This is a genomic window from Palleronia sp. LCG004 (assembly GCF_032931615.1).
Lineage (GTDB): Bacteria > Pseudomonadota > Alphaproteobacteria > Rhodobacterales > Rhodobacteraceae > Palleronia.
Genome location: NZ_CP136759.1, coordinates 817,439 through 832,309 on the forward strand (window position 1 = coordinate 817,439; position 14,871 = coordinate 832,309).

At 63.0% G+C, this 14,871-nt stretch carries 16 protein-coding genes; 7 read left to right on the forward strand and 9 right to left on the reverse strand.

The features are described from left to right. Positions 1 to 14 precede the first annotated feature (14 nt). Positions 15 to 920, forward strand: a complete 906-nt coding sequence (argF, locus tag RVY76_RS03885; protein WP_317375983.1) for an ornithine carbamoyltransferase — start codon at positions 15 to 17, stop codon at positions 918 to 920. A gap of 75 nt (positions 921 to 995) precedes the next feature. On the opposite strand, the gene RVY76_RS03890 is transcribed toward argF, so the two are convergent. Continuing rightward, positions 996 to 2,666 (reverse strand): BCCT family transporter, encoded by a 1,671-nt coding sequence (locus RVY76_RS03890; protein ID WP_317375985.1) that lies wholly within the window; start codon positions 2,664 to 2,666, stop codon positions 996 to 998. A gap of 135 nt (positions 2,667 to 2,801) precedes the next feature. Next, on the reverse strand, positions 2,802 to 5,186 hold the full coding sequence (gene hrpB / locus RVY76_RS03895; protein ID WP_317375987.1) for an ATP-dependent helicase HrpB: 2,385 nt from the start codon (positions 5,184 to 5,186) through the stop codon (positions 2,802 to 2,804). 63 nt (positions 5,187 to 5,249) lie between these two features. Between hrpB and meaB the strand changes: the two genes are divergently transcribed. After that, positions 5,250 to 6,233, forward strand: a complete 984-nt coding sequence (gene meaB, locus RVY76_RS03900) for a methylmalonyl Co-A mutase-associated GTPase MeaB (RefSeq protein ID WP_317375988.1) — start codon at positions 5,250 to 5,252, stop codon at positions 6,231 to 6,233. A 123-nt stretch (positions 6,234 to 6,356) separates the two neighbouring features. Then, positions 6,357 to 6,644, forward strand: a complete 288-nt coding sequence (rpmB, locus tag RVY76_RS03905; protein WP_317375989.1) for a 50S ribosomal protein L28 — start codon at positions 6,357 to 6,359, stop codon at positions 6,642 to 6,644. A gap of 150 nt (positions 6,645 to 6,794) precedes the next feature. On the opposite strand, the gene RVY76_RS03910 is transcribed toward rpmB, so the two are convergent. Together RVY76_RS03910 and RVY76_RS03915 are read right to left on the reverse strand one after the other, a co-directional pair. Beyond that, a complete protein-coding gene (locus RVY76_RS03910) occupies positions 6,795 to 7,928 on the reverse strand; it encodes a DcaP family trimeric outer membrane transporter (RefSeq protein WP_317375990.1) in 1,134 nt (377 codons plus the stop codon). A gap of 182 nt (positions 7,929 to 8,110) precedes the next feature. Continuing rightward, complete coding sequence (locus tag RVY76_RS03915) at positions 8,111 to 8,797, reverse strand: NAD-dependent deacylase (RefSeq protein WP_317375992.1); 687 nt, start codon at positions 8,795 to 8,797, stop codon at positions 8,111 to 8,113. 51 nt (positions 8,798 to 8,848) lie between these two features. Here RVY76_RS03915 and RVY76_RS03920 point away from each other — a divergent pair, with 51 nt between their 5' ends. Next, positions 8,849 to 9,310 (forward strand): low molecular weight protein-tyrosine-phosphatase, encoded by a 462-nt coding sequence (locus tag RVY76_RS03920; protein WP_317375994.1) that lies wholly within the window; start codon positions 8,849 to 8,851, stop codon positions 9,308 to 9,310. Here RVY76_RS03920 and RVY76_RS03925 read toward each other — a convergent pair. After that, entirely contained in the window at positions 9,298 to 9,597 is a 300-nt protein-coding gene (locus RVY76_RS03925) for a hypothetical protein (protein WP_317375995.1), read from the reverse strand. The genes RVY76_RS03920 and RVY76_RS03925 overlap by 13 nt on opposite strands. 114 nt (positions 9,598 to 9,711) lie before the next feature. Continuing rightward, positions 9,712 to 9,978: an acylphosphatase gene (locus tag RVY76_RS03930; protein WP_317375996.1), complete on the reverse strand. Its 267-nt coding sequence runs from the start codon at positions 9,976 to 9,978 to the stop codon at positions 9,712 to 9,714. 85 nt (positions 9,979 to 10,063) lie between these two features. Here RVY76_RS03930 and lepA point away from each other — a divergent pair, with 85 nt between their 5' ends. Both lepA and RVY76_RS03940 read left to right on the forward strand, forming a co-directional pair. Next, on the forward strand, positions 10,064 to 11,866 hold the full coding sequence (lepA, locus tag RVY76_RS03935) for a translation elongation factor 4 (protein WP_317375997.1): 1,803 nt from the start codon (positions 10,064 to 10,066) through the stop codon (positions 11,864 to 11,866). A gap of 68 nt (positions 11,867 to 11,934) precedes the next feature. Then, positions 11,935 to 12,738 carry a hypothetical protein gene (locus RVY76_RS03940; RefSeq protein ID WP_317375998.1) on the forward strand — a complete coding sequence of 268 codons (804 nt, stop codon included), beginning with the start codon at positions 11,935 to 11,937 and terminating at the stop codon, positions 12,736 to 12,738. Positions 12,739 to 12,774: 36 nt separating this feature from the next. Here the strand turns inward: RVY76_RS03940 and RVY76_RS18660 are convergent, their stop codons facing one another. Then, positions 12,775 to 12,912: an entericidin A/B family lipoprotein gene (locus RVY76_RS18660; protein ID WP_410796009.1), complete on the reverse strand. Its 138-nt coding sequence runs from the start codon at positions 12,910 to 12,912 to the stop codon at positions 12,775 to 12,777. 650 nt (positions 12,913 to 13,562) lie between these two features. Here RVY76_RS18660 and RVY76_RS03945 point away from each other — a divergent pair. After that, positions 13,563 to 14,117 (forward strand): VPLPA-CTERM sorting domain-containing protein, encoded by a 555-nt coding sequence (locus tag RVY76_RS03945; protein WP_317375999.1) that lies wholly within the window; start codon positions 13,563 to 13,565, stop codon positions 14,115 to 14,117. A gap of 114 nt (positions 14,118 to 14,231) precedes the next feature. On the opposite strand, the gene RVY76_RS03950 is transcribed toward RVY76_RS03945, so the two are convergent. Then, positions 14,232 to 14,417: a hypothetical protein gene (locus tag RVY76_RS03950; RefSeq protein ID WP_317376001.1), complete on the reverse strand. Its 186-nt coding sequence runs from the start codon at positions 14,415 to 14,417 to the stop codon at positions 14,232 to 14,234. Positions 14,418 to 14,723: 306 nt separating this feature from the next. Then, positions 14,724 to 14,867: an entericidin A/B family lipoprotein gene (locus RVY76_RS03955; RefSeq protein WP_317376003.1), complete on the reverse strand. Its 144-nt coding sequence runs from the start codon at positions 14,865 to 14,867 to the stop codon at positions 14,724 to 14,726. Positions 14,868 to 14,871: the final 4 nt, after the last annotated feature.

The following is a 14,871-nucleotide window of genomic DNA, read 5'->3' on the forward strand; positions in this document are numbered from 1 at the left end:
AACCGGACCCGAAAATGCCCCATTTTCTCGACATCGACAAAACCGACAAAACCGACCTCAGGGCCGTGATCGACGCGGCGCGCAGTATGAAGACGCGGCGGGGCGATCGATCGAAGGGCGCGCCCGACGACGAGACGCCGCTCGCAGGCCGGATGGTCGCGCTCATCTTCGAGAAGCCCTCGACCCGGACCCGTGTGTCCTTCGACGTGGGCGTGCGGCAGATGGGTGGCGAGACGATGGTCCTGTCGGGGGCGGACATGCAGCTCGGCCATGGCGAGACGATCGCCGACACGGCCCGCGTCATGTCGCGCTACGTGGATCTCATCATGATCCGCACCTTCGAGGAAGCGACGCTTCTGGAGATGGCCGAACATGCGACGGTGCCGGTCATCAACGGGCTCACCAACCGGACGCATCCCTGCCAGATCATGGCCGACATCATGACGTTCGAGGAGCATCGTGGATCGATCGCGGGCCGCAAGGTCGTCTGGTCCGGTGACGGCAACAACGTCTTCGCGAGCTTTGCGCATGCCGCGCGGAAATTCGACTTCGACCTGACGTTCACTGGGCCCCAGCAGCTCGACCCCGAGCCTGCGCTTCACGACCTGATTACGATCGAACGCGATCCGCGGCGTGCGGTCGAGGGTGCGGATCTTGTCGTGACGGATACCTGGGTGTCGATGCATGACCCACAATCCGCCAAGGAGCGGCGCCACAACCAGCTGCGCGGCTATCAGGTCAATGCGGAACTCATGGCCCATGCGAAGCCCGACGCGCTCTTCATGCATTGCCTGCCGGCCCATCGCGAGGACGAGGTTACGTCGGAGATCATGGACGGTCCGAATTCGGTGATCTTCGACGAGGCCGAGAATCGTCTGCATGCCCAGAAGGCGATCATGCGGCACTGCCTCGGCGTCTAGATCCAACCGCACCGTATGAAAAAAGGCCCCGGACGTGATGTCCGGGGCCTTTTTCGTGTTCTGATGTTCAGGCCGTCATTCGGCCGGAGAAGGCTCTCCGCCCGGCGACGGCGAAACGATTTCCGAATCCACCGTATCGAGTGCCGCGGAATGCGGGGCGTTCGGCATGTTGTGATCCGCCTCGACATCGTTGCGGAACCGCTGCCTGTGGCGATGGACCATGAGCTCGTCCCATCTGAGCGCCCGCCAGAGCCCCAGGGCGATGGCCAGGATCACGACGGCGAAGGGGAAGCCCGCGATGACCGCGGCTGCCTGCAGCGCGTCGAGACCGCCCATGATCAGCAGGACGCAGGCGACGGCACCCTCGCTGATCGCCCAAAAGACACGCTGGATCTTGGGCGGATCGGGATCCCCGCCCGCCGTCAGCATGTCGATCACGAACGATCCCGAATCCGACGACGTGACGAACCACATGATGATCAGGATGATCGCGAAGATCGACATGACGGACGAGAAGGGGAAGTAGGAGAGCAGTTCGAACATGGTCTGGGCGTAGTTGTCGCGCGTCGCCTCGACGAGCGCGGTCTCGCCGTCGAGCGACAACTTGATCGCAGTACCGCCGAAGGCCGTGAACCAGAAGAACATGATGGAGCAGGGGATCAGCATGATGCCCATCAGGAACTCGCGGATCGTGCGGCCGCGGCTGATCCGGGCGATGAAGACGCCGACGAAGGGTGCCCAGCTTACCCACCAGGCCCAGTAGAAGATCGTCCAGCTGTTCTGCCAGGTGCCGCCGCTCCAGCCTTCGGTCCAGGTGCCCAGATCCGCGAGGGAGGCGACGTAGTTGCCGTAATTCTCGACGAAGCTGTCGAAGATGAAGAGCGTCGGTCCGACGATCACCATGAAGGTCAGGAACACGAAGCTGAGGCCGATATTGATGTTCGACAGGCGCTTGATCCCCCCGTCGAGACCGGCCAGCACCGACATCGTCGCGGCGCCGGTGATGAGCGCGATGATGATCACCTGCATGAGGGAGGATTCGGGCAGACCGAACACCCGCGAGAGGCCGGTATTGACCTGGATCGCCCCGAGACCCAGCGAGGTCACGATGCCGAACATCGTCCCGAACACGGCGACGACGTCGACGAAGTCACCCCAGCGTCCGTAGATCCGCTCGCCCAGGAGCGGATAGAGGGAGGACCGGATCGTCAGCGGCAAACCCTGACGGTAGTGGAAATACGCCAGAGCAAGCGCGATGACGGCGTAGATCGCCCATGCGTGGAAGCCCCAATGCATGAAGCTGAGGGACATGGCCTGCCGTGCGGAAGCGAGGGTCTCGGCCTCGCCCATCGGCGGCGAGAAAAAGTGGAACATCGGCTCCGCCACGCCCCAGTAGATGAGCCCGATGCCGATGCCCGCCGAAAAGAGCATCGCGGTCCAGCTGATCAGCGGATATTCGGGATCCTCGTCCATCCGTCCCAGACGGATGTCGCCGAAGGGTCCGAGTGCCACGAAGATCACGAAGATGAGGAGAAGGTTTACCTCGATCACGAGGAACCATCCGAAATTCGTGGCGAGGAAGTTTTGCAGCCCGGTGAAGACCGAGCTGGCCGTTTCTGTGAATATCGCCCCGAAGAAGATGAATCCGAGGATGAGGATTGCCGACCCGATGAAGACGGGTCGGTTCACCCTTGGAAAAATCCAGAGCGACGATTGGTCGATCTTTGTATTCTGGTGTTCGTCCATTGAACGCTCCCGTGTGAGGTCCGACGACCAAGACGGAGGTGACCCACCCCGGACGCGCATGGCCACCAAGCTTAACGCATGACAAAATGTTTACAACGCCGTGCAGCGAGATTGAGGCAAGTTCGGCCCGTCGCGTCAGTCGCCGCGCCGTTTCGCACGCAATGTCGGCGGAGCCTCTCGCGGGTCGTCTGGCCAGGGGTGGCGAGGGTAGCGGGCGCGCATGTCCTTGACCACGTCGGCATAGCTTCCGACCCAGAACCCTGGCAGATCGGTCGTGACCTGAACAGGTCGTCCCGCGGGTGAGAGAAGCGATATCTTCAATGGAATTCCAGCCACTTGTGGGTGGGACTTCATTCCGAAGAGTTCCTGGACCCGAACCGAGATCTCGGGCGTCTCGCCGCCGTAATCGATCGGCAACCTGCGCCCCAGCGGCGAGATCACGTGCGGCGGGGCCTCCCGTTCCAGACGCTGCTGCGCGTCGTAATCGAGCCGCGCACGCAGCGCGGGAAGCGTGTCGAATTTCTTCCAGTCCGCCGTGGTTCTGAGGCCACCGATGAACGGCAGGAGCCAATCCTCGGCCGTATCGAGCAGTGCCTGGTCGTTCGTGTCGAACGCCCCGGTCAGCGCGACGCGGGCGAGAAGCCGGCGCGTCGCACCGCTGTGGAAGAACCCGACCTGGCGGATCCCCTCGAGCATGGCCTGTGCCACTGCGTCGTCCGGCGCATCGGGCCAGAGCCGGTCGTCGAGCGCGATCTGCCCGAGCCGTTCCTGCTGGCGTGCGACGACGCGGCCTTCGCGGCGGGACCATTCGCAAACGTTCCGCCAGCCGATCCGGTGACCCAGAACGGCCCGCAGATCGGCCTCCGGGATGGCGATTGCCTGGCGGATGCGGGCTTCGCGGGGATGGCCGTCCGTATCCGTCACGACGAGAAGGCGTTCGGTCGCCAGTGGATCCTCGGCACCCATCGTCGCGCCCTTGCCGCCCGAAAGGAGCCAGCGCGGGGCGTTTCCCTTTCGGCGCAGCGCGATACGGTCGGGATAGGCGAGGGCCGCTTGCTGCGCGGCGCTCAGATCCGCGTCGGGGCCCGCCGCGCGGGCAAGGCGCTTCGCCTCGTCGCGGATCCGGGCGACCGCCCCCTTGCCGAGGCCGAAGCCGTTCGGATTGTCGAGCGCGCGAAGCCGCAAGGTCAGATCCGCACCGCGATCGCGCAGGATGTCGCGATCCGACAGGATGGCGGCGAGCGGTGCGGCTTTCCGACCGGACAGCTGCAACATATGGGCGAGCCGCGGGTGGAGCGGAAGTGCGGCAAGCGCGCGGCCGTGATCGGTGACGAGGCCTTCCTCCAGCGCACCCAGATCTCCGAGCAGCGTGCGTGCTTCGGCCATCGCGCCGTCGGGCGGCTGCGTCAGGAAGGGCAGGTCGGCGGAATCGCGTGCGCCCCAGAGCGCGAGATCCAGCGCGAGGGAGGAAAGGTCGGCCGTCTCGATCTCGGCCGGGGGGAAGGCCGGCAGCGCGCCGTCCTCGCCGCGCGTCCAGAGCTTGTAGGCGATGCCGGGGGCCACGCGGCCGGCGCGGCCGCCGCGCTGCGCGGCCTCCGCATGGCTGACGCGCTCGGTCACGAGCCGCGACATGCCCGATCCGGGATCGAAGCGCGCGCGCCGCGCAAGGCCCGCATCGACCACGACGCGGACATCCTCGATGGTGAGCGACGTCTCGGCGATCGAGGTCGCGAGGACCAGCTTGCGGCCCTTGGAAGGCGCGATCGCGGCGCGCTGATCGGCGAAGGACAGGGCACCGTAGAGGGGCCGGATCTCGATCCCTGGCAGGTCCAGCGCGGCCATGATGCGCCGGATCTCGCCCTCTCCGGGAAGGAAGCAGAGGATGCCGCCCTCGGTCTCGGCCGCGGCGCGAGTGATGAGGCGGGCCATCTCGGTCTCGAGCCGGGATTGCTTCGCGCGCGGAACATCGAGCCAGCGCGTCTCGACCGGATGGGCGCGGCCCGCGCTCGTCACGATGGGGGCATCCAGCAGCTCTGCCACCGGCCCGGCATCGAGGGTCGCGGACATCACGAGGACGGCGAGATCCTCGCGCAGGGCCTGGCGCACCTCCCATGTCAGGGCGAGACCCAGATCGGCGTTGAGCGAGCGTTCGTGGAACTCGTCGAAGATGACGCAACCGATCCCCTCGAGGCCCGGATCGTTCTGCAGGCGGCGGGTCAGAATCCCTTCGGTCACGACCTCGATCCGGGTCTTGCCCGTGACCCTGGCCTCGCCTCGAATGCGGTAGCCCACGGTTTCGCCGACGCTCTCTCCCAGCGTTTCGGCCATGCGCTCGGCCGCGGCCCGCGCGGCGAGGCGGCGCGGCTCGAGCATCACGATCCGACCTTCGATGCGATCGAGCAACGCGAGCGGCACGCGCGTCGTCTTGCCCGCGCCGGGCGGAGCCTGCAGCACCGCGCGGCCATGCGTGGCAAGGGCCGAGAGGAGTTCCGGCAGGACGTCGTCGATCGGAAGGCGCATGGCTTCCGTCTAAGCCCATGGGGGGCACTGGACAATGCCCGCGCGGTCGGGCCAGATCGCCGCATGGATCTCGACGCGATGATCGACGGTGTACGCGGCGGCAAGCGCCGGGCGCTCGCGCGAGCGATCACGCTCGTCGAAAGCGCCCGGTCCGAGGATCGCAAGGCGGCGGCCGCCCTTCTCGACGGTGTGGCCGATCCCCGGCGACAGGCGCTCAGGATCGGGTTGTCGGGCACGCCGGGCGTCGGGAAGTCGACCTTCATCGAGGCGTCGGGGCTGATGCTGATCGGGCAGGGCAGGAGCGTGGCGGTCCTCGCCGTCGATCCGAGCTCGACGCGGTCGGGCGGATCGATCCTGGGCGACAAGACCCGCATGCCGCAGCTCAGCCGCGATCCGCGGGCCTTCATCCGTCCCTCGCCGAGCCAGACCGAGCTCGGCGGCGTGGCGCGGCGCACGCGCGAGGCGATCGCGCTCTGCGAGGCCGCGGGGTTCGACGTGGTCATCGTCGAGACGGTGGGGGTGGGGCAGTCCGAAACGATCGTCGCGCAGATGACAGACATCTTCACGCTGCTTCTGGCCCCCGGCGGCGGCGACGAGCTTCAGGGCGTCAAGCGCGGCATCATGGAGATCGCCGACCTGATTCTCATCAACAAGGCCGATGGCGACATGAAGGCGCAGGCCGAGAGGACACGGGCCGATTACGCGGGTGCGCTGCATCTGCTGCGTCGCCGCGACGGAGATCCGGAGGGTTTCCCGAAGGCGCTGAGCGTCTCGTCGACCGAGGATGCAGGTCTGTCGCAGGCCTGGGAAGAAATGGCCTCTCTCGCCGACTATCGACGAGGGACGGGGCACTGGGACCGGACACGCGCCGCGCAGAGCCGCCACTGGTTCGAGGAGGCGGTGCGCCACGGGATCGTCCGGCATCTGACGGCGGATGCCGCGACCCGCGCGCGGATGGAGGATCTCGGCCGGGCGGTCGCGGCCGGAGAGACCGCACCGTCCGCCGCCGCCGACCGGATGATCGAACACCTGTTCGGGCGTGACTGACGCCGCCGGGACCCCCTTGACGCCCCCCCGTCGATTGCCTATTGGCCTGCAACTCGAACCCATTCCCGTCCGCCGGCCGATTCCGCGGCCTACCCCGGACACGACCAGACGAGGATCAGACCCATGTCTCGCGTTTGCGAATTGACCGGCAAAGGCCCGATGAGCGGCAACAATGTCAGCCACGCTCAGAACAAGACGCGCCGCCGTTTCCTGCCCAACCTCAACGACGTGTCGCTGATGTCGGAAACGCTTGGCCGGACGTTCAAGCTCCGCATCTCGGCTGCGGCGCTGCGCACCGTCGACCATCGTGGCGGGCTTGACGCGTTCATGGACAAGGCGAAGGCCGAAGAGCTGTCGCCCGGCGCGCAGAAAATCAAGAGAGAGATCGAGAAGGCCCGGGCGAACGCCTGAGTCACAACTCCTTTTTATATTCGGCAAGGCCCTGCTTCGGCGGGGCCTTTTCGTGTTTGTCGGTGGCACCGGGTCCGGTGGAACGTCTTGGCGACCTGCTGAGCTGGGTTCGCGGCCGATGCGGGCGGCCAGGGCCGCCCGCGACCGATATCAGAATTCGAATGTCAGCGACGTCTGGATCCGGTCGACGTCGTAGCTGCCGCCGTCGAAGCTGTCGCGCGTGCCGTGAAAATACTCGGCACCGATCGAGGTGTTCTCAAGGATCGAGTATTCCGCGTTGAGATGCAGCGTGCTCAGCCGCTTGGTCGCGTCGGCCGTGCCGGTCTCGTTCTCGCGGTAGCCATAGATCGCCCGCAGCGTCAGATCCTCGCCCACCGTCTGCGAAATGCCGATATAGGCCGACTGGACTTCGATCGCATCGCCGTTCGCATCGAGATCGTCGCCGAGGAAGACGAGATAGCTCGCGATGCCCTCGCCATAGGTATAGGCCGCGTTGAGCTGGGCGCCTTCCCAGAGATCGGCGGTGGTCGAGAGGTTCACGCCGTAGACGTCTTCCGTCCCGCCGGTGGCGTTGTTGACGTTGCCGAAGATCGCCGAAGCGCGGAGCAGAAGCGGATCGGTGTCGTAGCCGAACGCGCCGATCAGGACCGGGTCGTCGCTGTCGCCGTTGCTTTCCTCGACCGCGACCTCACCCACGAAATTGCCCGTGATGTCGAATTCGTAGCTGATCTGTTCCTGGCGGGCGAAGGGAATGCCGGCCACGCCCTGGAAGTCGAGCGTCACGGGATAGGAGGACAGCGGCATGAACGACGTCCAGTACTGACCGACCCGGAGGCCGTTCAGCGTCAGGTTGGCATGACGCAGACGGAAGTCGGCATCGCCCGTCGAGAAGGCGTTGTCGCCGCCATAGAGGTCGACTTCGACCTGACTGCCGAGTTCGCCGAAGGCGGTATCGGTCGTGGTGCGGAAGCCGAGGCGCGTCTGGTTCACGGTCGCGTTGAAGAAGTCGCCGTCATCGTCGCTGTTCATGCCGACGAGACCGAAGGTCGTGTTGCCGAGCTCGTAGCCGAAATCGTAGATGAAGTCGGTCTTGAAATAGCCGTAGAGTTCGACGGTCGTGCCGGACTCGTCGTTGAAGCTGAGCGGTTCGGACGACTGTTCGAGCGTCGCGATCCGCTGTTCGAGGGCTGCGATGCGATCGGCGTCGGATTGGGCGCTGGCCTGTCCTGCGGTCAGAGCGGCGAGCGAGACGGCACCGAGAGCCGCCGGAAATGTCCTGTTCATGATGTGCTTTCGTCTTGGTGTGGCGCGGGCCCACGTGCGACCCACGATCAGGAAGGCCCCCTGGTCGGGAGGAATGAGGAATGATGCCGACGGGGGTGGAGCGAGGTTTGCCTGTGGGTGGCCGCGCCCGCAACGGAATGTCGCGGCTTTCCGACCCCGCTGGGCCGATCTGTGACAAATCATCAACGGATGCGGGACAGAACCTCGTCCACCCAGTCGGGCACGATCCGGCTGGCCCGCCCGTAGCGTCCGGCATCGAAGACGCCGCCCGACGGCTCGAGGTTTAGCTCGAGCGTCGGAACGCCCGCTGAGCGTGCAATATCGACGAATCCCGCTGCGGGATAGACCGTGCCGCTCGTCCCGATGGCGACGAAGAGGGTCGCATCGCCCAACCGTTCCTCGATCAGGTCTAGACCTTTCGGCATCTCGCCGAACCAGACCACGTCGGGCCGCGTGGCGCAGGTGCCGCATCCGGGGCAGGGATCCTCGGGGTGCATCACGTCAGGCGCGTCCCAGGTCTCGCCGCAAGCCGCGCAGGTTGCGCGGTCGAGACGGCCGTGCATGTGAAGAACGTTGCGCGCACCGGCCCGGTCCAGGAGCGCGTCGACATTCTGGGTGACGAGGAAGACATCCCGGGACGATTGGAGCCGCACAAGTGCCTTATGCGCCGGGTTCGGCACGGCGAGAGCTGCATTGGAGCGGCGGGCGTTGTAGAATTCGTGGACTTGTGCCGGGTCGCGGGCGAACCCCTCGGGCGTCGCGACTTCGGAAAGGTCGTAACGGCTCCAGATTCCGCCCTCGTCCCGGAAGGTCCCGAGGCCGCTTTCGGCCGAAAGGCCGGCCCCGCTCAATATGACGATGCGTTCCAATCGGTGTCTCCTCTGCTAGGGTCGGACGGACATATACCGAAAGGACCATCCGTGCCGGACCCGAAACCCGAGAGCATCCTGATCGTCTGTCTGGGAAACATCTGTCGTTCGCCCACGGCCGAAGCGGTGCTGCGTTCGAAGCTGGCCGATGCGGGGCTGGGCATCGAGGTCGACAGCGCCGGGACGGGCGATTGGCATGTCGGAGATCCACCGCATGCCGACATGATCGCCGCGGCATCGCGGGCGGGATACGATCTGAGCCAACTTCGCGCCCGCCAGATCGTCCCGGAGGATTTCGAGCGATTCGATCTGATACTCGCCGCGGATCCCAGTAATCTCGAGGATCTCGAACGGGTACGGCCCGCGGGAAATTCCACGCGGGCCGTACTTTTCGCGCCCTATGCGGGGCGGGGCGTCGATGCGATCCCGGATCCCTATCATACCGGCGATTTCGATGGCGCGCTCGACCTCGTCGAGGCGGCCTGCGACGGATTGCTCTCTCAGCTGCAGTAGTTCTCGGCGGTCGTGCCGAAGCTGCGATACTTGCGCCAGAAGAGCTCGTCGTTCGGATTGTCCGACTGACGGATCTCCTGAGAGCGGTGGGGATCCTTGAAGAATCGCGCCGCAACGCGCTGATCGCGGCGGGTGAGGGTCACGTCGGCAACCTGCTGGATGCAGCCGCAGAGCCCGCGGCTCGCCTGGCTGCGGTCGGATCCGAGACAGGCGCGTTCGATCACGCCCGCATGGGAGGCCCCTCCGGCGCAGATGGCGAGAAGGGTGATGGCCGTCAGTTTCTTCATGATGTCTGCCTCTCGATATGGCCGATGCCGGGGTTGATCCCCGATCTGTCGGCCTCTGCCAATGAGAGGGCCGTAGCACGGAACGGTGCGTCGATAAATCCGCAAGTGCCGCCGTCAGCTTCGAATCTCGAAGGTGTTGCACCGTTCGGTCGGGCGCTCCTCCCGCAGGAGATCGTCGACCCGGCCCGTGGGCGGGCCGTCGCGCAGCACATCGATGAGGCGTTCGCGCGCATCCGCAGAACCTTCGAGATGCGCCTCGACGCGGCCGTCGCCCAGATTGCGCACCCAGCCCGCCACGCCGTGCCGCTGCGCGGCATCCCGCGCGAAGGCGCGAAAGCCCACACCCTGCACGCGTCCCGAAACGAATACCCGTGTCGCCATCCTCCGTTTCCTCCTATGCTGCGTAGGGCCGCGCCTGCTCAGGCGGGCCATTGCCATCGACGGGAATTCTCCGCATATCATGCCCATGACCGAGCTCAAATATATCCGCAATTTCTCCATCGTCGCGCATATCGACCATGGGAAATCCACGCTGGCCGACAGGCTGATCCAGTTGACCGGCACGGTGGCCGAGCGCGACATGAAGGATCAGCTGCTCGACGCGATGGATATCGAGCGCGAGCGCGGCATCACGATCAAGGCCAACACGGTCCGTATCGAGTATCCGGCGAAAGACGGACATACCTATGTCCTGAACCTGATCGATACGCCGGGCCATGTCGACTTCGCCTACGAGGTGAGCCGCTCGATGCAGGCGGTCGAGGGGTCGTTGCTGGTCGTGGATGCCTCGCAAGGGGTCGAGGCGCAGACGCTCGCCAACGTCTATACCGCCATCGACGCCGATCATGAGATCGTCCCGGTCCTCAACAAGGTCGACCTGCCTGCCGCCGACGTGGAGCGCGTTAAGACGCAGATCGAGGACGTGATCGGAATCGAGGCGCATGACGCGGTACAGATCTCGGCCAAGACGGGTGTCGGAATTCCCGACGTGCTCGAGGCGATCGTCACGCGCCTGCCGGCACCAGAGGGCGGCGATGCCAGTGCCCCGCTCAAGGCCATGCTGGTCGATTCGAAATACGACCAGTATCTCGGCGTGATCGTCATCGTGCGGATCATCGACGGCACCCTGAAGAAGGGCGACCGCATCCGCATGATGAAGACGGGCGGAACCTACGACGTCGATGATGTAGGCGTCTACCGACCCGCAATGACCGCGGTCGAGAGTCTCGGGCCGGGCGAGATCGGCTATCTCAACGCATCGATCAAGCAGGTGCGCGACACGCGCGTCGGCGACACGATCACGCACGAAAAGCGGCCTTGCGAAACCGCGCTTCCGGGCTTCAAGCCGTCGGTTCCGGTGGTGTTCTGCGGGCTCTTCCCGGTCGATACCAACGATTTCGACGATATGCGCGATGCGATCGAGAAGCTCGCGCTGAACGACGCGTCCTTCACCTACGAGATGGAGACCTCGGCCGCACTCGGTTTCGGGTTCCGCTGCGGTTTCCTCGGGCTTCTGCATCTGGAGGTCATCCGCGACCGTCTGGAGCGCGAGTACGACATCGACCTCATCACCACGGCCCCGTCTGTGATCTATCACGTCCACATGCGCGACGGGGAGCGGATGGATCTGCATAACCCCGCCGACATGCCCGACATGACCCTCGTCGAGCATATCGAGGAGCCGCGGATTAAGGCGACGATCCTCGTCCCGGACGAGTATCTGGGCGATGTGCTCAAGCTCTGCCAGGATCGGCGGGGCATCCAGATGGACCTGACCTATGCCGGAACGCGGGCAATGGTGGTCTATGACCTTCCGCTCAACGAGGTCGTCTTCGATTTCTACGACCGCCTGAAATCCGTGACGAAGGGCTATGCGAGCTTCGATTACCAGATGATCGGCTATCGCGCCGATGCGCTGGTCAAGATGCAGATCCTCGTCAACGACGAGCCCGTGGATGCGCTGTCGATGATGGTCCACCGCGACCGGGCCGAGGGGCGTGGCCGCGCCATGTGCGAGAAGCTCAAGGACCTGATTCCGCGCCACATGTTCAAGATCCCGATTCAGGCCGCGATCGGGGGCCGCGTCATCGCGCGCGAGACGCTGTCTGCCATGCGCAAGGACGTGACGGCCAAGTGCTACGGCGGCGACGCCACCCGGAAGAAGAAGCTGCTGGAGAAGCAGAAGGCCGGTAAGAAGAAGATGCGCCAGTTCGGGAAGGTCGAGATCCCGCAGGAGGCGTTCATCAATGCGCTGAAGATGGACAATTAAAGTAAAAACATCTTAGGCCCTGAAGGTTGAATATTTTCCAAAGTCTGGGAGACCATGTAAATGAAAGATTGAAATGGTCTTCAATTGGTCGCTTGGGCAATACGAAGCTCAGTCGTATTTCAGTTTTCGTTCCTTTCTTTGCTTATCTATTGTTCTTCGCGGAAGAGTTTAATGGCGCTTTTAACTTTGCGACTCCGCTTGTCATAGATGGCGAGGGAAATCTTATAGGTCTTGTTAATTGGTTATATAGCCATCAAATCGCTCTGCAGTTTCTTGGGTTGACCCTGTTTGCTGCTGGTTCAGCGTCTTACCTGATATTGTCTCCAAGGCATGTACGACTTTTCCCGGACGTAAGTGATCTCATAGCTTACATACAAGGCACGGGATCATCGACGCTGATTAACGAATTTCAAAGGTCTTCGTTGGGCGCATACCGGAGAAGATTTAGAAAAACCTATGATGGGAGAAACCTAAAGGAGCTCGAGCGTCCATCTTACCGATTTTCCTATCCCGGAAGAGCGATTGCCAGCGTAGAGTTCTTGCGGAGTAAAGTTATCAAAAGGCAGAATCCCGGTCTTTTTTCCTCCGAGCCAAATTCTCTCGAAAAGAGACAAAGATGTATTCAGATTATTCTTTTTCATGCTCCGCCTGAGTTAAATTTAAAAATATCTGGTCATGATTGCTGGATAAAGATCCACGATGATTTGGCGAAGGAGGTAAACGATATCGTCTATTCTTATTATTTGTATCGGGATTTTTCGCGGTTTCCGGCGCGGATATTTACTGCTGCTCTTTTCGTGATCGCATTGCTGGTTCTGTTGATTCCACCGATCCTGACTCTAATCCGCCTTTTCGTTTATGAGCCAATTTGAGAGTTTAGCCTGAAAATTGCAGGGTAGCTGAATTACTTAGAAGTCATTCTGCACTTGCTGAGCGGTCCCCTGCACATACCGCCCGGCGGTCTGGATGTCGCGGCCGGCACCTCCGATGGTTTCGCAGGCGGTGAGGAAGAGAAGGCCGCTGAGGGCGAGGAAGAGGGGGCGCATTTTGGGCTCCGGGGCAGGGGTGACGGAGGAACGAGGCGTCCGCCCGTCCCGCCGACAGGATTGCCGGGTCGCGCGGGCGTTCGCAAGACCTCAAGAACACCACGCGGCGTTCTGCGCACCTTGCGTTGCTTATCTAGCCACATCGCCCATTGACTGGATTTGCTGTCCGATTGAACAGGGGGCCGTACGGCGTTAAACTCGATGTGCGAATTTTAACAAGCGCAACTGTGGGGGTCACGTCGGACCCGTTTGCGGGTTTGGAGTGACGAGGGTCGTGGCCAAGCTTCGTGGATCCCCGTTCGGCCTGAGCGTGCGGATCGCGAAGAGCTGATCGGCTCTGACCCGATCACCATCGTGGCGGATGGAACCGCGTTTGTCGCGTCAGGGTCGCGTCGATCGGATGATGGGGGGTGGTCTAGCGGCAGCTTCGTCAGAAGCTTCGTTGTCCGGGATTTCTTCCCGGTCCGTCGCAAGCAGATGCTCCTGCCAACTGTCGAACGATCGGGGTCAATCGACGGAGATGGAGAGGATTGTTTTTAGGTGAGGCGGCAAATCTCGGAAATTAACCGGACCGAAACATTAATCTTGAAAATCTGTCCGGCCCGGCGCTAACAGCATCCTCGGTCTTGGTTCCTATTTGCGAGTTAGAAATGAAAGCTTCCCTCTTCGGCGCTGCCCTCCTGGCCCTCGGCGCATTCGCCACTCCGTCGCTTGCCGTCCCGATCGCCGCTCCCGGTACCGAAGGATATTCGGTCTTCGCGACCGGTGGAAACGTCACCGCGACGTATCATGGCAGCACGGCCGCCTATAACAGCCTCCTGTTCCTGAACGACACGTTCATCTTCGACAACAAGAAGGATCCGCTTTGGGCGACGATGGATCTGGGATCTTTCACGGCCGGTCAGGAACTGGTGTTCCGGCTCTACGTGATCAACACCGATAGCTCATATTTTACCGGGTCGCCGGACCGCAACGCCGATGGCTTCGCGCATGCCCGCGTCGAAAGCGACTGGATGGACAATATGACGTTGGTATCGTTCGAGGATCTCTACGGCGGTCCGTTCGACTACAACGATCTGAGTTTCTCCTTCACCAACACCATGGGTGCCGACAAGATGTCCGCTATTCCGCTTCCCGCCGGTGCGCCGCTGCTGATCGCCGCGCTCGGTGGTTTTGCGGTGATGCGCCGTCGCAAGAAGAACTGAGGCTTTCTACCGGATTGGATGATTACGGCAGTCCTGCTGAGATAACCTGAGTACAGGACAAGGGCCGTTTTGCTTTGCGGATCGGCCCTTTCAATAGCATTCGGATGCGGCGACTTACCTGCCGCGATGCATCCACGGAAACCAGATCTTCATGCAAGTTTGTTGCCAGTCCTGCATCATCTGCATCTGGTTTCGTCTCATCTCTGCCATCATTTGACCGCGCGCGGGGGCGGCGATCTGGTTGGCCGCCGAGAGCCAGGCGCTCATGAACGGATTCTTGGCAAGCATCGGGTTCTTCATAACGGCCTCACGGGTTTCGCGCGATAGTTACGCGAAGATACAAGCTGTGGCTGAACCCATCAGTTCCGCGCAATCGAGTTTGTTTCTCGAGCAAGCGAGATACGCATTGCAGATTCTCGACCAAACCGTCGAGGGCGAGCCACGCTGTCGTGTGGTGTCGTGCTCGTGGCGATTGCGAGCTTATCATGTGAGGCTTCGGACAAGCGGGGGAATAGGGCCGCAAATGTAAAATGGGACAGGAAATCTTCCTGTCCCGCCTCGCATTTCCCGTGGTTTGTGGCGCGGGCCATGAGGCCGAACTTCGCCCTATAGGTCGTTCTGAACGTCCTGCGCGGTGCCCTGAACGGCGCGTCCGGCGCTCTGGATGTCCTGCCCGGCACCACCGACTGTTTCACAGGCGGCAAGGGCGAGCAGGCCGAAGAGGGCGAGGAACTTGGTGGTCGAACTCATTGCA